This is a genomic window from Psychromonas sp. MME1, assembly GCF_041080865.1.
Taxonomy (GTDB): domain Bacteria; phylum Pseudomonadota; class Gammaproteobacteria; order Enterobacterales; family Psychromonadaceae; genus Psychromonas.
The window spans coordinates 502,262-521,994 of the sequence record NZ_CP160906.1; the positions used below are offsets into that span (position 1 = coordinate 502,262).

Sequence of the window (19,733 nt, forward strand, 5' to 3'; positions counted from 1 at the left end):
AAATAGCCATTGCAAGCTGATTTAGTGATACTCTTCAATGAAAAAGAGTTATCAAGGATAACCAATGAATATATATATTATGCGCCATGGACAAGCTGAAATGATGGCTAACTCTGATGCAGAAAGACCTTTAACGTCATTAGGTCAAGCTGAGTCAGAAAAAATGGCGACACATTTAGCCAACCGAGGTGTGACTCTTGATGCGGTTCTAGTCAGTCCATACTTACGCGCTCAGCAAACATGGGAATCTGTTCGCCCTTTTTTTCCTGAGGTGGCTAATGTTCAAACCATTAAATCGTTAACACCAGGTGGCAGCGCGAGAAAATCCGTCAATGAAATATCAGCTTTGCAAGCAGAGGGCGTTAACAATTTATTAGTGGTCTCACATCTCCCCTTAGTAGGGTATATTATAGGCGAATTGGTTCCTTCTGCGGGAGTTCCTGCCTTTGCAACCTCTTCCGTTGGGCATGTTGAAATAGATGATAATGGTTTTGCTGTTTTACACGGTTTAACCTCTGTTATGCAAATTAACCATCAAATCAACTTAAGCTAGCAAGCCATCGCACCTGATGGCTTGAATTTTACGGATTAAACTTGCACGATAAATATATCTATCACTGATTTTCTAAGTAACTTTCGTGATGATGATAACAGTCCACTCCAAAAGTCGTGATGGTGCCCGCAGACTAATAGATCTGCACCTAGTTCCTCTGTGGATTGCAGAATATTTTTACTTAAATCACCGCTTTCAAATAAGCGATGACTAATAGGGTAATCAACTTTTTCTGCTAACGATTTTAATTCATTTTGTAGTGAGGTAACTCTTTGGCTATCTGGCTCAATTTTCGTAAATTCTGAATAACTTAACCCTGTGTAAATATTACTATAATCCATATCAACATAGATTAATGATAGCTCTGCATTGCTCATTTTCGCTAAAGAAACTGCCTTATTGATAATATATTCGCTTGAATCAGTTAAATCGATTGCAACTAAAATATGTCGATATTTCATTATCTCTCTCCCGTTTTTGGTAATCTTTTTGTCGATTAGGGCGCTGCTATGGGTGATTTTTTCAGAATCCTTAAGGAGTAATGGTTTGTTTAAGGCCGTTTTTGTTTGTTCAGCTTGTTTGGCTTGCTTATCGTGCAGCTCTTGTATCAATTGCTGGTCTAATTTAGCAAAATAAATATCTTCTTCTGCCTGCCCTTTATAGTGAATCTTTTGTACAAAGTCAGCCATTTTCGATTCCTAAAACACCTACTTACTATAATTTTAGTCTATGGATGAGGTCTTGTTAGTGTTATTGAATGTTATTTTTTGAGTGATTTTTATGAAAACAAGAGCATCATCGCGCTACAAATTGTTACTTGTTAATGAAATAGGGGTATAATCACCACGACAGTGTATTACATTTAATATCAGGCAGTTTAATGAGCGGAATATATAGGAAAATTGAGCAATTAGTATCAGTATTGTGGTCTATTATAGTTTTTTTTAAATCGCCGTTGCTCAGTACCTTTATTTGCTTAATTCCCAGTTTGGCTTTTGCTCAAACTGTTCACCCTAACATCGATCTTGTTTTAATCGAAAAAGCAAAGCGTAAAATGTATTTAATGAGCAATGGAGAGACTTATCGTGAGTTTTACATCTCTCTAGGTGAAAATCCCATCGGTCATAAGCAACAGGAGGGCGACGATAAAACCCCTGAAGGTAGATATCTTATTGATTACAGAAATGAGAATAGTCGATTTCATCTTTCATTACATATTACCTATCCCAGTGCCAAGGATATAGAAATAGCTAAACAAAATGGCGTGGATCCCGGGGGGATATTTTCATACATGGCGTACCTAATGGCATGGAAAAAAAGGAAGCTGCATTTTATTATCGAGATTGGACCAATGGCTGTATCGGTGTATTGAATAGTGAAATAAAAGAGATATGGGAATTGGTTGAAATAGGAACTGTGATTGAAATCAGGCCTTAGTCATTGAGGTTGTTTTGCAAAGTAGCAAATGATTGTCATTTAATTTATGGAAGAATTAATTATATTGTACATACTTAAAATAAAGCTCATAAACAGATTATTTGTTGTGCTGTTTTTATTGAGTTATGCAGTCTGTACATCTGCTCAGACATCTATTGAATATGCAACCAGTGATGAAAATTGGTTTCCTTTTCGTTATATTAAAGAGGGGGATAATATCAATAGAGGAATATTTCCTGAGATGTTAACCCTTTTATTTGAACAAGAACTAGGCTTAGCGCTTAATTATAAATTACTGCCATGGAAAAGAGCACAACTCGAAGTGGAGATTGGTCATAGCGACTTTATCCTTACCATTCCTACCAACAGAGGCGCACTTATAGTGCAGTAACGGAGTTTCCATTTTACCAGTTATATTTCAACCTCTATGTTTATGCTAATCACCCCAACATTGAAGCAATTAAAAAGATAAAAACCATTGAAGATATTAAAGCGTTGAATTTATTATTGGTTTCTACAGCTGGAAATGGGTGGCATAGTGTGAATGTTGAAAAAAAGGGCGTGCGCACTGAAATAGTAAAAAAAGATAGGTACGCAGCCCGTTTTGTTGCATCAAAAAAAGTTGATGGGATGATTAATGTCGCCTTCTCAATGTCGCCTATTATTGCTGAATTAGGCCTAAGTAAAGAGATTGAGCTAACGAATGTAAGGTTTGGCCCCGTTGATTTTCATCTTATGATGAGCAAAAAATCGCCATATGTTAGCTTAATGCCTGAGATTGATAGGGCACTACAAAAATTGAAAGATAACGATCAATTCACAAAGATATTCGCAAAATATTCAGTGGACTCATCAACATTGGTACGATGAGACGTTTATAAGCTTACCCGCTCATCTTCCTCAGGGGAGACTTTCCAAACTTTAATGCACCAGAATATAGGGATTAGCATTATCGACATTATTAAAAATATATTTCCCTGTAGCGATTTAAAAAATAGTCCAGAAAGATAGGTAAATAACGCCATAATTAAACCCAATGCAATACCAGAGTAAAGTGATTGGTAACGTACCATTTCATGATTTTTTTGTAGCCCAATGTAGCGTACTGCCGCTAAGTGTGTTGCTGCAAAAGTGAATGCGTGGAATGTCTGTATTACGCCGAGTAGATAGACATCAGTAGAAAGTCCCAGTACTAACCAACGTGCAATGGCAGCAGTTAACCCTAATAACAACATCTGTCTTATGGACCACTTGGAAAATAATGAATAATTAAAACGCATTAATATCACCTCTGCAAAGACGGCAATTCCCCATAGCCATGCAATTGATACTTCAGAAAGGCCTTGATGATTCCAGTATATAGCACTAAATGCATAGTAGGCTCCGTGGCTTCCTTGAATGGCCCCCGTGATCAGGATAAACAGCCGAACATCGGAACGTTTCAGTAGTGAAAATAGTGATTTCTTAGGTTCATTTGATGTTGTTGCCTGTTCTTCTAATTGCGGTGATAATTGTAATAAAGTAAGTAGCCACATGACCAATGTGGCACAAACTATTACCCACAGGATAGCCTGTTTGCCGTATTCGCCAATAAACCAACCGACACAGGTTAACCGGCAATAAAGCTTACCGATCCCCATAATCTAACGCGTCCATAATCTAAATTAATCTGTTTTACTAATCGCGCACCAATAATATCGCCTAATGGCATCATCGGAGCCATCAGGAAGTTGACTAATAGTGTTATTAACGCCCAAATAAACTCCCCTTTGAGATAAAATAGGGTGCTAAAAGCCAGTAAGCTTAAAAAGCCCAATATACGTATTAGTTGTAATAATGAAGGACCACGAGAGATATTTGGTAATAAGGTCAGACTACTGACAAAACGCAAAGCTAAGCCAATCGAAAAAAGTAGGCCTATTGTTTCACTAGAGATGCCTTGCTCTTCTAGCCAAATGCCCCAAAAAGGTAAAAATACCCCCCAAATAAAGAGGAAAGAGATGAAGTATAAACTAAGCCATGATTTAGCCGCGATAGAAAACAAGTGACACCTCTGATCTTTTTATATTGTTAAGTGTAAGGATCGATATTTTTAAAAAATGGATAAGTTGTTAAGTTAAGCAAATTCGTTATATGCTGATAGTAAATTAAAATCTCATTTTAGTGGATATAATTATTATGATTACACTTAGAAAATATAATGAACAGGATGCGCAGGCAACGTGGTCACTCTTCTTTAATACAGTGCGTAATATTAATAAACAGGATTATACGCAAGAACAGTTACAAGCATGGGCAGCAGAATCGATGGATCTTTTTATATGGAATAAAAGGATGATTGATATTGAACCCTTTGTTGCAGAGATAGAGGGTAAAATAGTTGGTTATGCCGATTTACAAAATGATGGTCTAATCGACCATTTTTTTTGCCACCATCAGTATCAACGTCATGGCATTGGGCGAACATTAATGATGGCGATATTTCATGAAGGCGAGAAGAAAAAAATAAAGTGTTACTTTGCACAGGTGAGTATTACAGCTAAGCCTTTTTTTGAACACTTTGGTTTTAAAGTTAAAAAACAGTTAAGCACCGAAATCGGTGAACAAAAGTTGATCTCCTTTCACATGGAAAAAGCGGCAGACTAAGAATATATACCCATGTTACCTCAAGCTGCTTTGTCAGGCACTAGTTCGGATACCAGAGCAAGACGTAACACGAGGTAATTGTTATTCACTTTTCAAGTGTTACAACGCAGGGCTGGTTTTCGAGCTAGCGCCCCGTAGGGCAAGAAAAATAGCACCTATCTGCTTTGTTATAAAATCTCGATGTAGAATAACTATAGTTCAATTTTATGCCTCGCATCTCGGCACTCTTTTTCCTTGCTGACTTTGCATCTTGAATTAACATGGGTATAAACGCATGCATACTTTGTAACATTATTCTGCTAGAACTTGTGCCCGTATTTCGCCTTTATCCAAGCGAATTGAAATTTTTTCTTTCGCATTGACGCTATCGGCATTGGTTATTACATTGCCATTTTTATCTTTGACGATGGCATAGCCTCGAGCGAGGGTCGCCAGTGGGCTAACGGCATGTAACTTTGCCATTGTACCGTGCAGGTCCATTTCACACTCTTTTAATTTATGCTGCATTGCTTGTTGTAAATTGGCTAATAACTGGGCTTGTTTTTGGCCTTCTATGCGAATTGTTTGTGCTGGGCTAAAGTGACGTAATTTATTGTGTAATTGTTGTTGATGTTGCTCGTGTGAATTTAATATTTGCTGCATCGCATGGCTAAGACGTAAAGAGAGTTCATCAAGCTGTAAATTTTGTTGCTGTAATTTATGTTTGGGATCCTGTTGTCTAAGCTTTTCTTGCAGCAAACTGTGTTGATGATGGTGCCGTTGTAATTGCCCCTGTATCGCTTGCTTTAAACGGTTAACTAAGGTTTGTAGTTGTGTTTCTACATTGGCTTTATTGTCACTCACCAACTCTGCCGCTGCTGAGGGAGTTGCCGCCCGTAGATCGGCGACAAAATCACTGATAGTGACATCTATTTCGTGGCCAACCGCACTGATAATGGGTAATTCACTATGATAAATGGCATAGGCAACCACGGCTTCATTAAAACACCAAAGATCTTCTAAAGAGCCGCCACCACGACCAACAATTAGCAGGTCACATTCATTACGTGCATTGGCGAGTTGAATTTGTGCTGCGACCGATTGTGCACTGCTTGCGCCTTGTACTAAGGAGGGGTAAATAATTACCTGCAAGCGAGGATCACGTCGTTGTAATACGCTGAGAATATCATGCAGAGCAGCACCGGTAGATGAAGTGATAATGCCAATACGTTTAATTATTTGTGGTAAAGGCTTTTTGTGGCTTTGTGCAAATAATCCCTCACCCGCTAATTGGCATTTTAGTTGTTCAAATTGCTGTTTTAATAAACCATCTCCTTCGGGAGCGATACTCTCTATAATTAATTGGTATTCGCCGCGCGCTTCGTAGAGACTCAATTTAGCGCGAACTAAAACCTGTTGACCATGTTTTGGGGTAAAGCCGCTATGGCGATTGTTGCCCTTAAACATCGCGCAACGTACCTGTGCATTATGATCTTTAAGGGTAAAGTACCAATGCCCCGATACAGCAATAGTTAGGTTAGATATTTCACCAGACAACCAAATAACGCCGAGTCCAGATTCAAGTAAGGTTTTAGCCGCGCGATTGAGGCTGCTAACACTGTAGATGTTTTTATTTTGTAAAGCCATTATCGTTTATCAGCACTGTTTTATAAATGAAATATGAGCCCTGATGTTAACATTTTTTCAATTTGATAAAAAGAAATGGTCTACAAGTGATTTTTTAATTGTAGTTAGCGCGCATAACGATTAAAATCCATCCGCAATATTATACCTATCCTCCCAACTATAAGTGAGATATTGCAATGCTACGAATTGCCAAAGATGCATTAACATTTGATGATGTATTATTAGTACCAAGTCACTCGACTGTACTACCCAATACCGCGGATTTAAAAACCCAACTAACAGCAACCATATCTTTGAATATTCCCGTTGTTTCTGCGGCGATGGATACTGTGACTGAAGCGCGTTTTGCGATTGCTTTGGCACAGGAAGGTGGCATGGGATTTATTCATAAAAACATGTCTATTGAGCAACAGGCTGAACAAGTTCGTTTAGTTAAAATCCATGAAAGTGGTGTGGTTAATAAACCCGTTACCGTTTCACCAGAAACGACACTTGGAGAGATTAAAAAGCTCACTGAGCAAAATGGCTTTGCAGGTTATCCAGTGGTGGAAACAACGGGTGAATTAGTCGGTATCATAACGGGGCGAGATGTACTATTTGAAACTGATTTGAGCAAGCCGGTGTCTGCAGTAATGACTGGAAAAGCTGATTTAGTGACTGCAAAACCTGACACTCCACGCGATGAAATTGAAGCATTAATGCATGCTAAACGTATTGAAAAAGTACTGTTAACCGATGATAACTTTAAGTTACAAGGCATGATTACGGTTAAAGATTTCCGTAAAGCAGAACGCAAACCAAACGCTTGTAAAGATGGATTTGGTCGCTTACGCGTTGGTGCGGCAGTTGGCGCTGGAGCTGGCAATGAAGAGCGTATCGACGCATTAGTTGAGGCGGGCGTTGATGTATTGCTGATCGACTCATCACATGGCCACTCACAGGGTGTATTAGATCGCATTAAAGCGACTCGTGCTAGTTATCCAGATCTACAAATTATTGGTGGTAACGTGGCAACGGGTGAAGGCGCTAAAGCGTTAGTTGCTGCTGGATGTAGCGCCGTAAAAGTGGGAATTGGCCCTGGTTCAATTTGTACTACGCGTATTGTAACAGGTGTAGGCGTTCCACAAATCACCGCGATTTCTGATGCCGTAGCCGCATTAGAAGGTACTGGTATTCCTGTCATTGCAGATGGCGGTATTCGTTTCTCTGGTGATATAGCGAAAGCTTTAGCGGCAGGCGCATCCTGTGTAATGATGGGCAGTATGTTTGCGGGTACTGAAGAGTCTCCTGGTGAAATTATTTTATTCCAAGGCCGTTCATATAAATCATACCGTGGAATGGGATCATTAGGAGCGATGTCTCAAGGATCGTCTGATCGTTATTTCCAATCTGATAATGCAGCCGATAAATTAGTACCTGAAGGAATTGAAGGCCGTGTTCCTTATAAAGGTAAAGTAAAAGAAATAATCCATCAGCAAATGGGTGGCGTGCGTTCTTCTATGGGATTGACTGGTTGTGCAACAATCAAAGAGATGAATACCAAAGCGATGTTTGTAAAAATTACTAGCGCTGGTATGGGTGAAAGCCACGTGCACGATGTTGCTATTACCAAAGAAGCACCAAACTATCGCACCGGTGGTTAATTATTGTTTGCGAGATAAGTTAACCAATTCAGTGCCGGATTGGTTAACCCGCTTACCTCTTTAATTAAGATGATTTTTGAAAGGCGTATTGACGTCTTTTGTTCTTTTATATGCAAGGATTTTTCAATGAGCAAAAACATTCATGAACAGCGAATTCTAATATTAGATTTTGGTTCTCAATACACACAATTAATTGCCCGTCGTATTCGTGAAATTGGAGTGTACTGTGAGCTTTGGAGCTGGGATGTTAACGAAGAAGATATCAAAGAATTTAGCCCTAACGGTATTATTTTAGCGGGTGGTCCTGAAAGTGTGACTGAACAAGGCTCACCGCGTGCGCCTGAATATGTATTTACGGCCGGAGTCCCTGTATTAGGCATTTGCTACGGCATGCAAACCATGTCACAACAGTTAGGTGGTGCGGTTATCAAGGGTGAAGGTGAGGGGGAGTTTGGTTACGCGCAAGTTGAAGTGCAAGCTGCCTGTGAATTATTTAAGTCGATTGAAGATGCGGTAGCGCCAAGTGGCAATGCATTATTAGATGTTTGGATGAGCCACGGTGATAAAGTCTCAGCTATTCCCTCTGATTTTGTCGCTGTCGCTAATACGGCAACATGTCAGTTCGCTGCCATTGCCAATGAAGAAAAGCATTTTTATGGTGTGCAATTTCACCCCGAGGTTACACATACTCGCCAAGGTGAACGTATGTTGCGTAACTTTGTTGTTGATATTTGTGGCTGTGAAACGCTATGGACACCGGCTTCGATTATTGATGATGCCGTTGCTCGTATGAAAGAGCAAATTGGTGATGATGAAGTTATTCTTGGTCTTTCTGGCGGTGTTGATTCTTCCGTGGTTGCTATGTTACTGCAACGTGCGATTGGTAATAAACTGACCTGTGTGTTCGTTGATAATGGCCTGTTGCGTTTAAATGAAGGCAAACAGGTAATGGAGATGTTTGGCGACCATTTCGGGTTAAACATCATTCATGTTAATGCTGAACATCGTTTTCTTGAGCAAATGGCAGGTGTCAGTGAGCCTGAAGCGAAACGTAAAATTATTGGTCGTGTCTTTGTTGAAATTTTCGATGAAGAATCTAAAAAACTTGCAAATGCTAAGTGGTTGGCTCAGGGAACGATTTACCCTGACGTGATTGAATCTGCCGCTTCTAAAAATGGCAAAGCACATGTTATTAAATCTCACCATAATGTGGGGGGGTTACCCGATGATATGGTAATGGGACTGGTTGAGCCGCTTCGTGAGTTGTTTAAAGACGAAGTACGTAAAATCGGCTTAGAATTAGGTTTGCCTTACGATATGCTTTATCGTCATCCATTCCCTGGGCCTGGTTTAGGGGTGCGCGTATTAGGTGAGGTGAAGAAAGAGTATTGTGATCTACTACGCCGTGCCGATGCTATTTTTATTGAAGAGTTACACAAAGCCGATTTGTACCATAAGGTAAGTCAGGCTTTTGTTGTCTTTTTGCCTGTGCGCTCGGTTGGGGTAATGGGTGACTGCCGTAAATATGATTGGGTTGTCTCTTTACGTTGTGTGGAAACGATAGACTTTATGACGGCTCGTTGGTCTCATCTACCCTATGAACTAATTGGTCATGTATCAAATCGTATTATTAATGAAATTGATGGTATTTCACGCGTTGTTTATGATGTTTCAGGTAAACCGCCTGCCACCATTGAATGGGAATAGGGTAACTTACCACCATTAATGATGAATAAAGGCGCTTATTGCGCCTTTTTACTTTTCATATCATTATACCAATTCCGATAAATAGCTGATCTATTTTACTGGTTAAAACAACTTACTGCTGCGTTGTAATTTTCGCAAAGGGAATAACCATTTACGTCAAATTACGCCTTGAATTAAGCTGTTTTTCCTACGCAAAATTTAGATCACATACTTACCGGAGTTGGTATTACTCATCCATGGCCGTTCTTTGATAAAGTAAAAGTATAGATCTCCATGATAGGTTAACTTAGGAAGATACAATGAAGGGATTTAGAATAAGTACAAATAATAACGAGTTGGATTTTGAGGTTATTTATCAATTCATCTCTCAAAGTTATTGGGCGATAGGTATTCCTAAAGAGACGTTAAAAAAATCTATCGCTAACTCTTTTTGCTTTGCTGTCTTTGATAGTCAGGGGGCACAAGTCGGTTTTGCGCGGTTAATTACAGATAAAGCGACATTTGCATACCTTGCTGATGTTTTTATCCTTGAAACCTATCGTGGGCAGGGGCTAAGTAAGTGGCTGTTGAAAACAATCATTGAACATCACGAGCTACAAGGGCTAAGGCGTATGGTACTCGCAACACGTGATGCACATGGGCTATATTCGCAGTTTGGTTTTAAGGAAATTGAAAACCCTGAGATGCTAATGCAGATTTGGCAGCCCAATATTTATCGAGATCCGGTAACATGAATAACAACAAGGATGATGGCTTAGGCAGCGAAGTGTGAAACATGTTCAAAATGGCGTACTAAGCGTGGTCATTTCTGTATTGTTAATAAAGGGCGCAAATAGATCATATCAAAATTTTAATGAAGTTGTTGCTCCTCACCTTTCGCGTGTTACGCAGCACTGGTTTGCTCGCTGCGGCCCCGTAAATCGTCCTGATCAGCTTTGTTGTAAAATTGCTATGTAGAATAACGGTAGTTCAATTTTATATCTTGCATCTTGGCACTCTTTTTCTTAATGGGGAGGTGATTTTTTCTCCCCAAGCTGCGATAAATATGTGCTATTATGCGCAACTATTTTTATCTGAAATATACAAACCAATAACGGACTAGGGTGCTTTAGACATGATCCCCAAATTAACCCATCAAGAAAATATTAAAAAAGATTACTTTGCTTTCTTAGAAGCGTTAAGTCGCACGGATTACAGCGGCGATATTGAAAAAAGCTATGCGAGTCGTTTAGCTGTTGCAACGGATAATAGCGTCTATCAGTGCTTACCGCAGGGGGTTCTTTTCCCTAAATCTACGCAGGATATTGTCGAAATTTGTCAGCTTGCACAGCAAGATGAGTTTGCTGATATTCGTTTTTCACCTCGCGGTGGTGGTACGGGGACCAATGGACAATCATTGAGCAATGACCTTGTTCTAGATTTATCCCGTTACATGAACAATATTCTTGAATTAAATGAAAAAGAAGGTTGGGTACGTGTACAAACTGGGGTGGTTAAAGATCAACTCAATGCCTATTTGCGTCCCTATGGCTTGTTCTTTTCCCCTGAATTATCAACCAGTAACCGTGCGACAATTGGCGGAATGGTAAGTTGTGATGCTTCAGGGCAAGGCTCTTTAGTTTATGGTAAAACCAGTGATCACGTATTAGCGCTGCAGTCTGTTTTAGTTGATGGGGCTCTCTTAAATAGCGCCCCTATTAAAGGTGCCGAGCTAGTTGAACTGAGGGGGCGAGATGATAGTATCGGTAAAATTTACCGTCAAATTTTAGAAACTTGTGCTACTAAGCAACAGAAAATCAGCGATGCTTTTCCAAAATTAAATCGCTTTTTAACGGGATATGACCTAAAACACGTTTATGATGCAGAAACGGGCACGGTGGATTTAACGCGTATTTTGTGTGGTGCGGAAGGATCGCTTGCTTTTATCACCGAAGCTAAATTACACATTCAAAAAATTCCGACTTACCGTACGCTTTTTAATGTTAAGTACGATAGTTTCCAATCGGCATTACAACATGCGCCATTTTTGGTTAATGCCAATGCGTTATCCGTGGAAACAATTGATTCTAAGGTGATGAATTTAGCGAAGTTAGATATCGTGTGGCACAGCGTTAGTGAGCTTATTGCTGACGTCCCTGGGAAGTGTGTTGATGGTTTAAATATCGTTGAATTTGTTGAAGAAGATGCACAAATACAGGCACAAAAAGTGGCCGCATTAGCCGCTAAACTAGATGCCTTGATTGCAAATCAAGAAGATGGCGTGATCGGTTATCAAATCTGTGATGATTTAGCTGATATTAATCGCATCTATGGCATGCGTAAAAAAGCGGTGGGGCTGTTAGGTAATACAGCAGGCAGCGCAAAACCGATTGCCTTTGTCGAAGATACCTGTGTGCCACCAGAAAACTTAGCGGCCTATATCATTGAGTTTCGTCAACTGCTTGATGAACATAATCTCCATTACGGTATGTTTGGTCATGTTGATGCGGGGGTGTTGCATGTTCGCCCCGCCTTAGATATGTGCGATCCTGAACAAGAAAAAATGATGCGCAATATTTCCGATAAGGTGGTGGCTTTAACAGCAAAATATAAAGGGTTGATGTGGGGAGAGCATGGTAAAGGTTTTCGCAGTGAGTATGGCCCTGAGTTTTTTGGTGAAGAGTTATTTACTGAACTGCGTAAAATTAAAGCGGCATTTGACCCAAATAACCGTGTTAATCCGGGTAAAATTTGTACTCCACTTAATTCAATGGAATCATTGGTAAGTGTTGATGCGCTAAAACGTGGCACCTTCGACCGTCAAATTCCCATTAAAGTGCGTGAAAGTTTTAAAGAGAGTATCGACTGTAACGGTAATGGCTTATGTTTTAATTACGATACCAGTTCACCGATGTGTCCGTCGGTGAAGGTGACTAAAGATCGTCGTCATTCACCTAAAGGGCGAGCGGGTTTGATGCGTGAATGGCTGCGTCAATTAGCTAACAATGATATTGATGTATTGCAATTGGAGAGCAATCTTTACGCGGGTAAAAATGCCACTGTCTTTAAAAAGTTTTTCAACACAGTCGCAAAACGTAAAGGTGAATATGATTTCTCCCATGAAGTGATGGAAGCTATGCAGGGCTGTTTGGCCTGTAAGGCTTGTACGAGTCAGTGTCCTATTCAGGTTGATGTACCGACTTTCCGTGCGCGTTTTATGCACCTTTACCATAACCGTTATTTACGTCCGTTAAAGGATTATTTTGTTGCCTATGTTGAAACCTATGCACCTTTGATGGGGAAAATGCCGAATTTCTTTAACTTTTTTATGAAGATGAAATTGACGGCGACACTAACTGAGAAATTTGTTGGTATGGTGGATATTCCTTTATTATCCTCACCGACACTGAAGTCGTCCGTTAAACAACATGATATTAGTGAGTTTGATTTACAAAAATTACAGGTATTATCAGACGCCGAACGTGAATCTTACGTATTAGTCGTACAGGATCCTTTTACCACATATTATGATGCTGATGTGGTACGAGACCTATTATTAACGATTAAAAAGCTAGGTTATAAGCCGTTACTGTTACCCTTTAAACCTAATGGTAAGCCGCAGCATATTAAGGGTTTTTTAAGTCAGTTTGCGAAAACTGCAGAGGACTCGGCTGCCTTTCTTAATCAAATGGCACAATTAAATATTCCGATGCTCGGTACTGATCCTGCGATGGTGCTCTGCTACCGTGATGAATATAAACATGCCTTGGGAGATAAGCGTGGTGACTTTAACGTGCATCTATTTCAAGAATGGTTATTGCCTCGATTAGGCGAAGCCGAACGTCCTCAAAGCAATGAACAGTTTTTCCTATTTGGTCATTGTACAGAAGTGACCGCTGAGCCGACATCAAGCAGTGATTGGGCTAAAATATTTAAACACTATGGTGCAACATTAACGAATGTGCCCGTTGGTTGTTGTGGTATGGCGGGAACCGATGGTCATGATGCGGGGCATTTAAGCGATTCTAAAGCTATTTATAGTTTGAGTTGGGAAAGGGAGATAGCGAAGCGTGACCGCAGTCGTTGTTTGGCAACGGGGTATTCTTGCCGTAGTCAAGTAAAACGCATAGAAGGGCAGACGCTAAAACATCCAGTACAAGCTTTATTGTCTATTCTATAATAAGTTGGTAAAACATTATGGCAATTTGGAAAAAAAACACCGATTTAGCGCGTTTAAATAAGCTCAGTGAAAATACCATTATTGCCCATTTGGGGATTTTTTATACGCAAATCGGCGATGATTTTTTACAAGCAACCATGCCCGTTGATGCGAGAACGCATCAACCTCATGGTTTGTTACATGGCGGCGCTTCCGTGGTGTTAGCGGAAACATTAGGCAGTGTGGCCGCTAATCTTACCGTATCAGAAAATAAAATTTGCGTCGGTTTAGAGGTAAATGCAAGCCATTTACGTAGTGCAAAGCAAGGCATTGTTACGGGAATTGCACGCCCGCTACGCATTGGACGTACTACACAAGTATGGGATATTGAAATTGTTAATGAAAGGGCGCAACTGCTCTGTTGTTCGCGCCTGACGGTGGCTGTGCTAGATAAACCGAAACAGCATTTAGCGACTGATGTTTAATTATCAGCGCTGAATGATTAATTGAAATTTAAAATAAAGAGAAATTTATGGTCAAAATAGGTGCTTATAACGAGCTGACTATTATTAAGCGTGTTGATTTTGGTTTTTACTTAGATGGTTGGTCTGAAGGGGAAATATTACTCCCTAAACGCTATATTACAGATGCAATGAAAGTGGGTGATAAAGTCACTGTTTTTTTATATTTTGATTCAGAAGATAGACTGATTGCTACCACCCAAAAAGCGAAAGCGGAAGTCGGACAGTTTGCGTCATTGAAGGTGATTGATACTAATAGAGCGGGGGCTTTTTTAGATTGGGGCTTACCTAAAGACCTTTTAGTGCCTTTTAATCAACAAAAAATTCCTATGAAAGTGGGCTTTGGTTACATTGTTTATGTGTATCAAGACGATATTAGTGAGCGGCTAGTTGCTTCATCGAAATTAGATCGATTTTTAGATAAGGAGCCCGTTAACTATAAAGTGGGTGAGAGAGTTGAGTTGTTGATTGCCGATAAAACCGATTTAGGTTTTAAAGCAATTATCAACAATAAACACTGGGGAGTTTTATTTGAAAGTGAAGTTTTTGGTGAAATGGGCATTGGTAAAAAATGCGTTGGTTATATCAAACAGATCCGTGAAGATGGAAAAATTGATGTTGGTCTGACAAAGGTGGGTTATGCGAAGGTTGATGCATTGGCGGAACGAATTCTGCAAACAATGAAGGTACACCAAGGTTTCTTACAACTTTCCGATAAAAGCTCCCCTGAGCAAATTGCTAAAATATTAAAAATGAGTAAGGGTAATTTCAAAAAATCGATTGGTCAGCTATATCGCAGTCATTTGATTGATATTGAAGAAAAGGGTATTCGCTTAAAAGAGTAGTAGGTTAAACTGCAATAAAAGGCTCAAGAGAGCCTTTTAAATGAATAGTAAAGGCTATTTGTTATCACTATTGGCCCTTAACATGGCATCTACCAACGCCTGTGCTGCAAATTTAGTGAGAGCCTCATTGGCTCCCACTTGTGTTGCCTGAGATACACTCATTTTACTCGATAGAGAGGAGTGTAAAATAATATAGGGTTGCGGAATATCAGCCATACTGCGGACTTCAAAGGTTAACTCATAGCCATCTAATCCGGGCATCTCAATATCACTCACTAGAATATCAATGGCATTGGTTGTCTTTGCGAGTTTTTTTATGATCTCCAATGCATCCATCCCGTTGGTACAGACTTTAAAGGGCACATCAATATTAGTTAATGCCTGTTCAAGCTGTTTACGAGCGACAGCGGAGTCATCCACCAAAAGGATATTTTTATTTTGTAAAAAGCCTTTTTGCATACCATTGATTGTGACATTTTTTTCATCTTGACTCGGAAAAACCTGCGAAAGCAATAACTCAACATCTAATAATTGTATGAGTTTGTTTTCAAAATGAGTGATTCCAGTGATATAACTTCTATTGCCTAATGATGCTGGTGGTGGAGCGATGTCTCGCCAATTACATTCGATAATTCGCTCTATTTTACGTACTAAAAAACCGACTTTCATACGGCTACAATCGGTAATAATGATCACACAATCTTTTCTTTCTTCAATTGGGATTGCAGGGAACCCCACCGCGGCAGCAATATCAATCACCGAAAGTGTCATGCCACGGAAACTCGCTGCTCCAATGACATCAGCTTGTGCATTGGGAAGTTGAGTTAATGGTTGAAAAGGGATTATTTCTTGTATTTTTAGCGTGCCTAGTGCGAAGCTTTGTAACGCGGATAATTTGAAAAGTAATAATCCTTGAGATTGGCTGGATTTTAACTGCATAAATAATTTCCTATTAAAAGCTAACACTGACAAATGATAAATAACTTTTGTAAAGTCGTTTTACTTTGCAAGTGAGACAATGTTTAACACCTAGTACCCTATATCCATGATACTTCAATATGTCAGACAAAGCATCTTGAGGTAACATGGCTATATAACAATTGTATAAATTTTTCTGAGAATATTCAGGGCTTCAAGCTATGATAGTTAATAATTATGATAAAAAGGAATAAGCATGACTAGTGAAGAACAAATTAAAATTGAAGCGGCTGCATTTCGACAACTATTAAAACACCTAGATAGTCGCAAGGATGTACAAAATATTGAGTTAATGAATTTGGCCGGATTTTGTCGCAATTGTTTATCCAAATGGATGGTTGAAGAGGCTAAATTGTCTGACCTTTCCCTTGATTATGAGCAGGCCAGAGAACATGTTTACGGTATGCCTTATGAGCAATGGAAAGAGAAGCATCAACAACCCGCCAGCGAAGAGCAAATGGCGGTTTTCCATGCGTTACAGGCGAAAAAATAAGTACTGGGCAGGGAAGTTACTCCGATAACTTTATTGCCCATAGTTTTTCAAATTCGACCATCTTTTTATGTTTCACTGAATTATTATGTTTGTTTCGGTCAACCTCATTAATAAATGGGCCGACTTGACACATAGAGCAACAATTATTTAGTTGATACATTGCCGGCGTTAGCTGTTTAGCGAGTGAATGATTTTTGTGTAGACTCCATGCATAGGTGATCCCTCTTGTATCCTTGACATGTTTATCACGATCTACGTTACGCACTCTGTAATTTGGGAAATTATCTATATTAAAGGGGCTTGACCCGAGATAGTGAATATCGGTATCAATATGTAAGGCATTTTCTATATTCCACTGGCGGTATGGATTGACATCTTTAGAGGTTATAAAACAGAGCTGTTGACCTTTGGGATCAAGAAAATGTGCAAAAGAATGTACTAAAAAACTGCGTAATAAAGCTCTATTTAAGGTATTAACATTAATGCCATTACAGCGTGCTTTATACTCTTCTAAGGATTTGAATCCAGGTAGTAATGGAAATTGAAATATGACCAGATCAAAGCTATGTTTTGTTAACCCCTGCCACGTTTTAGGGGCGGTAACGTCAAATTCAAATAATACTTGAATCTTATTTTCTGTGAGTTGTTGATAAAATAGGTCATCATATTTATCACGCATCGCTTCTAGAGAATCATAAACCGTGGCTGTTAGCGTTGCAGGTCCATAGGTTGTTTGCAATGCATTGGAAAATGATAAATCACCATCGCCAATGGTTAAAATACGCCAGTTTTTTTCAAGGATCATGCGGTAATACTCTAAACAATAAATTAGCGTTGTAATTTAACATGTTATGAACGTTAATATCGCTTTCAAAATATAAAAAATATTATAACGAGGAATTAGCAATGATGAATAAAAATGTATTTAGTTACTGTTTATTACTCTGTTTATCTTTTTATATTAATAGTAGTAATGCAGCACAAATTATAGATTCTGAAAATAATAATAATACCTATCAAATAGGGCGAATGGTACAAAAAATCCAAATAGCACTAGATACTTTCGATGAAAAGCAGTCGTTACAGATTATCGTAGCTTATGGAACAGATTCCCGATATTACATGATGATTCGAGGTTGGCTCTTTCAAGAGCTCGTTGCCGTTGAGAGCCAATTATATGCGGCTAAAAAAGCACAAGTGAAACAAGCTTTTCAAGATAAATCAAATTTTTTAAAAAAAGCAATTAGAGCAATTGATCTAGAATAGGAATGATTAGCAATTGCAATAAATTGTAGTAGCTGAACCTATCTTAGTTTTCTTCCTTTCATTTTCTTACAGGCATAAAAAAACCAGCAATAAGCTGGTTAATTTATTTCTTTATCTCGATAAAGAATGGTGCGGAATGAGAGACTTGAACTCTCACACCCTTCGCGTTCTTTAAGGAATAGCTGAACCTATCTTAGCTTTCTTCCTTTCATTTTCTTACAGGCATAAAAAAACCAGCAATAAGCTGGTTAATTTATTTCTTTATCTCGATAAAGAATGGTGCGGAATGAGAGAGTTGAGTTTTTACACCCTTCGCGTTCTTTAAGGAATAGCTGAACCTATCTTAGCTTTCTTCCTTTCATTTTCTTACAGGCATAAAAAAACCAGCAATAAGCTGGTTAATTTATTTCTTTATCTCGATAAAGAATGGTGCGGAATGAGAGACTTGAACTCTCACACCCTTCGATACTAGAACCTAAATCTAGCGCGTCTACCAATTCCGCCAATTCCGCAAAAAAGTGGCTGGGATAAGAGGATTTGAACCTCTGAATGCCGAGATCAAAACCCGGTGCCTTACCGCTTGGCGATATCCCAGTTGTAAGTTTATACTTCTTCAAGTTTACCAATTTGTTTACACAAATTAGTGAAAGTGGCTGGGATAAGAGGATTTGAACCTCTGAATGCCGAGATCAAAACCCGGTGCCTTACCGCTTGGCGATATCCCAACTGTTATTTTTTAAGAGTGAATTCTCTATAGGTAATTCTTTATTAAATAAAGAATGGTGCGGAAAGAGAGACTTGAACTCTCACACCTTACGATACTAGAACCTAAATCTAGCGCGTCTACCAATTCCGCCATTTCCGCAACTAAAAGTAAATGGTGGCTACACCGAGATTTGAACTTGGGACCCCATCATTATGAGTGATGTGCTCTAACCAGCTGAGCTATGTAGCCATTTTACTTTCTAATCTCAACCTTGTCTGTTACCAGCAACGTTTCGATGGGGCGCATTATGCGGATATCGATGATTGTCGTCAACTGATTTTTGAGAAAAAAAGTTATTTTTCTTTCGTTTGCTTAAATGCTAGACAAGTTGTTTTTATTTTAAACAGATAAAGTGCAATTTTCAATAGCGAATACTTTTCTTAAATAGCATTCTCATCACAAATAAGTTTGCAGCGGTCACGCAACACAAGGTGCCATTCTATTTGTTAACGACAAGCGCGTTACGATGTGAATATGAGTAAGATATGAAATAGAGAGGGAAAGGCGTCTATAGCGCTTTTATTGGCTTTAAAAGCGCAGCGTGATGTAAATATGTTTAGGCTATTTATCTAACCGTTTAATTAATTTAGCGGGTTGACCGCCGACCATTGTATCTGCTGCAACATTTTTGGTTACTACTGAGCCTGCTGCAACGACAGAACGCGCTCCTATTGTTACTCCTTGGCAGATAACGACATTACCGCCAATCCAAACATCATCTTCGACAACAATGGGCAGGCAAGTTGTTTTCCACTCTCTACGTTGACGATAATCGAGCGGGTGAGAAGGGGTATAGAATTGTGCATTGGGGCCAATGAGAACATGCTTACCAATGGTTATTGGTGCATTATCTAGCATCATTGCCCCCATGTTGATAAATGTTTTTTCACCGATTGAGATTGTTTTTCCATATTCACAGTGAAATGGAGGATAAATATAGCTTGTTTCAGCCATTTTTTTTAATAATCTCATAAAAAATGGTCTGCTATTTTGTAGTGTATTTTGATTGATTCGCTGCAATAGATTAAATGCTTGTTCTCGCATTGCCAGCAATTCGGGATCAAAATCATCCCATTCTATATTTAATTGCATTTTTTCAAATTCGGTCACAGTT

At 39.2% G+C, this 19,733-nt stretch carries 19 protein-coding genes, 5 tRNA genes and 1 pseudogene; 13 read left to right on the top strand and 12 right to left on the bottom strand.

The features are described from left to right. Window positions 1-64 precede the first annotated feature (64 nt). Entirely contained in the window at window positions 65-553 is a 489-nt protein-coding gene (gene sixA / locus AB2N10_RS02460; protein WP_354624971.1) for a phosphohistidine phosphatase SixA, read from the top strand. Window positions 554-588: 35 nt separating this feature from the next. On the opposite strand, the gene AB2N10_RS02465 is transcribed toward sixA, so the two are convergent. Beyond that, window positions 589-1,242 carry a universal stress protein gene (locus AB2N10_RS02465; protein WP_354624972.1) on the bottom strand — a complete coding sequence of 218 codons (654 nt, stop codon included), beginning with the start codon at window positions 1,240-1,242 and terminating at the stop codon, window positions 589-591. A gap of 374 nt (window positions 1,243-1,616) precedes the next feature. Here AB2N10_RS02465 and AB2N10_RS02470 point away from each other — a divergent pair. The 3 genes and pseudogenes from AB2N10_RS02470 (at window position 1,617) to AB2N10_RS02480 (ending at window position 2,860) form a co-directional block, all read left to right on the top strand. Further along, window positions 1,617-1,990: pseudogene (locus tag AB2N10_RS02470) on the top strand (murein L,D-transpeptidase family protein). A 106-nt stretch (window positions 1,991-2,096) separates the two neighbouring features. Continuing rightward, window positions 2,097-2,381 (top strand): hypothetical protein, encoded by a 285-nt coding sequence (locus tag AB2N10_RS02475; protein ID WP_354624974.1) that lies wholly within the window; start codon window positions 2,097-2,099, stop codon window positions 2,379-2,381. A gap of 149 nt (window positions 2,382-2,530) precedes the next feature. Continuing rightward, window positions 2,531-2,860: a hypothetical protein gene (locus AB2N10_RS02480; protein WP_354624975.1), complete on the top strand. Its 330-nt coding sequence runs from the start codon at window positions 2,531-2,533 to the stop codon at window positions 2,858-2,860. A 5-nt stretch (window positions 2,861-2,865) separates the two neighbouring features. Here AB2N10_RS02480 and AB2N10_RS02485 read toward each other — a convergent pair whose 3' ends face one another. Both AB2N10_RS02485 and AB2N10_RS02490 read right to left on the bottom strand, forming a co-directional pair. Further along, window positions 2,866-3,630 carry an MFS transporter gene (locus AB2N10_RS02485; RefSeq protein ID WP_369434258.1) on the bottom strand — a complete coding sequence of 255 codons (765 nt, stop codon included), beginning with the start codon at window positions 3,628-3,630 and terminating at the stop codon, window positions 2,866-2,868. Then, a complete protein-coding gene (locus tag AB2N10_RS02490; RefSeq protein ID WP_369434259.1) occupies window positions 3,600-4,034 on the bottom strand; it encodes an MFS transporter in 435 nt (144 codons plus the stop codon). The genes AB2N10_RS02485 and AB2N10_RS02490 overlap by 31 nt, the downstream gene beginning before the upstream one ends. 134 nt (window positions 4,035-4,168) lie before the next feature. On the opposite strand from AB2N10_RS02490, the gene AB2N10_RS02495 reads away from it, so the two are divergent. Beyond that, on the top strand, window positions 4,169-4,636 hold the full coding sequence (locus AB2N10_RS02495; protein WP_369434260.1) for a GNAT family N-acetyltransferase: 468 nt from the start codon (window positions 4,169-4,171) through the stop codon (window positions 4,634-4,636). Between the two features lie 291 nt (window positions 4,637-4,927). Here AB2N10_RS02495 and xseA read toward each other — a convergent pair whose 3' ends face one another. Further along, the gene (gene xseA, locus AB2N10_RS02500) at window positions 4,928-6,262 is read right to left on the bottom strand and encodes an exodeoxyribonuclease VII large subunit (protein WP_354624980.1); all 1,335 of its coding nucleotides are present in this window, start codon (window positions 6,260-6,262) and stop codon (window positions 4,928-4,930) included. A gap of 176 nt (window positions 6,263-6,438) precedes the next feature. Between xseA and guaB the strand changes: the two genes are divergently transcribed. The 6 genes from guaB to AB2N10_RS02530 all read left to right on the top strand — a co-directional run bounded on the left by guaB (window position 6,439) and on the right by AB2N10_RS02530 (window position 15,116). Then, complete coding sequence (gene guaB / locus AB2N10_RS02505) at window positions 6,439-7,905, top strand: IMP dehydrogenase (RefSeq protein ID WP_354624981.1); 1,467 nt, start codon at window positions 6,439-6,441, stop codon at window positions 7,903-7,905. A gap of 126 nt (window positions 7,906-8,031) precedes the next feature. Next, window positions 8,032-9,612 (top strand): glutamine-hydrolyzing GMP synthase, encoded by a 1,581-nt coding sequence (gene guaA, locus AB2N10_RS02510; protein WP_354624982.1) that lies wholly within the window; start codon window positions 8,032-8,034, stop codon window positions 9,610-9,612. 299 nt (window positions 9,613-9,911) lie between these two features. Further along, the gene (locus AB2N10_RS02515; protein WP_354624983.1) at window positions 9,912-10,346 is read left to right on the top strand and encodes a GNAT family N-acetyltransferase; all 435 of its coding nucleotides are present in this window, start codon (window positions 9,912-9,914) and stop codon (window positions 10,344-10,346) included. Window positions 10,347-10,726: 380 nt separating this feature from the next. Then, window positions 10,727-13,771 carry an FAD-binding and (Fe-S)-binding domain-containing protein gene (locus AB2N10_RS02520; protein WP_369434261.1) on the top strand — a complete coding sequence of 1,015 codons (3,045 nt, stop codon included), beginning with the start codon at window positions 10,727-10,729 and terminating at the stop codon, window positions 13,769-13,771. 17 nt (window positions 13,772-13,788) lie between these two features. Further along, the gene (locus tag AB2N10_RS02525) at window positions 13,789-14,235 is read left to right on the top strand and encodes a hotdog fold thioesterase (protein WP_354624985.1); all 447 of its coding nucleotides are present in this window, start codon (window positions 13,789-13,791) and stop codon (window positions 14,233-14,235) included. A gap of 47 nt (window positions 14,236-14,282) precedes the next feature. Then, window positions 14,283-15,116: a S1-like domain-containing RNA-binding protein gene (locus AB2N10_RS02530; protein ID WP_354624986.1), complete on the top strand. Its 834-nt coding sequence runs from the start codon at window positions 14,283-14,285 to the stop codon at window positions 15,114-15,116. Window positions 15,117-15,170: 54 nt separating this feature from the next. On the opposite strand, the gene AB2N10_RS02535 is transcribed toward AB2N10_RS02530, so the two are convergent. Then, complete coding sequence (locus AB2N10_RS02535) at window positions 15,171-16,055, bottom strand: chemotaxis protein (RefSeq protein ID WP_369434262.1); 885 nt, start codon at window positions 16,053-16,055, stop codon at window positions 15,171-15,173. Between the two features lie 235 nt (window positions 16,056-16,290). Between AB2N10_RS02535 and AB2N10_RS02540 the strand changes: the two genes are divergently transcribed. After that, complete coding sequence (locus tag AB2N10_RS02540) at window positions 16,291-16,587, top strand: DUF1244 domain-containing protein (RefSeq protein ID WP_354624988.1); 297 nt, start codon at window positions 16,291-16,293, stop codon at window positions 16,585-16,587. A 16-nt stretch (window positions 16,588-16,603) separates the two neighbouring features. On the opposite strand, the gene AB2N10_RS02545 is transcribed toward AB2N10_RS02540, so the two are convergent. Next, entirely contained in the window at window positions 16,604-17,392 is a 789-nt protein-coding gene (locus tag AB2N10_RS02545; protein ID WP_354624990.1) for a class I SAM-dependent methyltransferase, read from the bottom strand. Window positions 17,393-17,493: 101 nt separating this feature from the next. Between AB2N10_RS02545 and AB2N10_RS02550 the strand changes: the two genes are divergently transcribed. Beyond that, the gene (locus tag AB2N10_RS02550) at window positions 17,494-17,853 is read left to right on the top strand and encodes a hypothetical protein (RefSeq protein ID WP_369434263.1); all 360 of its coding nucleotides are present in this window, start codon (window positions 17,494-17,496) and stop codon (window positions 17,851-17,853) included. A gap of 427 nt (window positions 17,854-18,280) precedes the next feature. Here the strand turns inward: AB2N10_RS02550 and AB2N10_RS02555 are convergent. The 6 genes from AB2N10_RS02555 to AB2N10_RS02580 all read right to left on the bottom strand — a co-directional run bounded on the left by AB2N10_RS02555 (window position 18,281) and on the right by AB2N10_RS02580 (window position 19,729). Beyond that, window positions 18,281-18,365, bottom strand: a tRNA-Leu gene (locus AB2N10_RS02555). Between the two features lie 7 nt (window positions 18,366-18,372). Then, window positions 18,373-18,447: transfer RNA gene (locus AB2N10_RS02560), tRNA-Gln, on the bottom strand. A 56-nt stretch (window positions 18,448-18,503) separates the two neighbouring features. Further along, window positions 18,504-18,578 (bottom strand) — tRNA-Gln (locus AB2N10_RS02565). A 55-nt stretch (window positions 18,579-18,633) separates the two neighbouring features. Further along, window positions 18,634-18,718, bottom strand: a tRNA-Leu gene (locus tag AB2N10_RS02570). Between the two features lie 13 nt (window positions 18,719-18,731). Further along, a tRNA-Met gene (locus AB2N10_RS02575) sits at window positions 18,732-18,808 on the bottom strand. A 372-nt stretch (window positions 18,809-19,180) separates the two neighbouring features. Then, complete coding sequence (locus AB2N10_RS02580) at window positions 19,181-19,729, bottom strand: sugar O-acetyltransferase (protein ID WP_354624992.1); 549 nt, start codon at window positions 19,727-19,729, stop codon at window positions 19,181-19,183. Window positions 19,730-19,733 lie beyond the last annotated feature (4 nt).

Excerpts from the sequence above, each read along its gene's own strand:
- xseA (WP_354624980.1), bottom strand. The coding sequence starts at position 6,262 with ATGGCTTTACAAAATAAAAACATCTACAGTGTTAGCAGCCTCAATCGC.
- AB2N10_RS02540 (WP_354624988.1), top strand. The coding sequence starts at position 16,291 with ATGACTAGTGAAGAACAAATTAAAATTGAAGCGGCTGCATTTCGACAA.
- AB2N10_RS02530 (WP_354624986.1), top strand. The coding sequence starts at position 14,283 with ATGGTCAAAATAGGTGCTTATAACGAGCTGACTATTATTAAGCGTGTT.
- AB2N10_RS02515 (WP_354624983.1), top strand. The coding sequence starts at position 9,912 with ATGAAGGGATTTAGAATAAGTACAAATAATAACGAGTTGGATTTTGAG.
- AB2N10_RS02485 (WP_369434258.1), bottom strand. The coding sequence starts at position 3,630 with ATGGGGATCGGTAAGCTTTATTGCCGGTTAACCTGTGTCGGTTGGTTT.
- AB2N10_RS02465 (WP_354624972.1), bottom strand. The coding sequence starts at position 1,242 with ATGGCTGACTTTGTACAAAAGATTCACTATAAAGGGCAGGCAGAAGAA.
- guaB (WP_354624981.1), top strand. The coding sequence starts at position 6,439 with ATGCTACGAATTGCCAAAGATGCATTAACATTTGATGATGTATTATTA.
- guaA (WP_354624982.1), top strand. The coding sequence starts at position 8,032 with ATGAGCAAAAACATTCATGAACAGCGAATTCTAATATTAGATTTTGGT.
- AB2N10_RS02525 (WP_354624985.1), top strand. The coding sequence starts at position 13,789 with ATGGCAATTTGGAAAAAAAACACCGATTTAGCGCGTTTAAATAAGCTC.
- AB2N10_RS02545 (WP_354624990.1), bottom strand. The coding sequence starts at position 17,392 with ATGATCCTTGAAAAAAACTGGCGTATTTTAACCATTGGCGATGGTGAT.
- AB2N10_RS02495 (WP_369434260.1), top strand. The coding sequence starts at position 4,169 with ATGATTACACTTAGAAAATATAATGAACAGGATGCGCAGGCAACGTGG.
- AB2N10_RS02550 (WP_369434263.1), top strand. The coding sequence starts at position 17,494 with ATGATGAATAAAAATGTATTTAGTTACTGTTTATTACTCTGTTTATCT.
- AB2N10_RS02535 (WP_369434262.1), bottom strand. The coding sequence starts at position 16,055 with ATGCAGTTAAAATCCAGCCAATCTCAAGGATTATTACTTTTCAAATTA.
- AB2N10_RS02520 (WP_369434261.1), top strand. The coding sequence starts at position 10,727 with ATGATCCCCAAATTAACCCATCAAGAAAATATTAAAAAAGATTACTTT.
- sixA (WP_354624971.1), top strand. The coding sequence starts at position 65 with ATGAATATATATATTATGCGCCATGGACAAGCTGAAATGATGGCTAAC.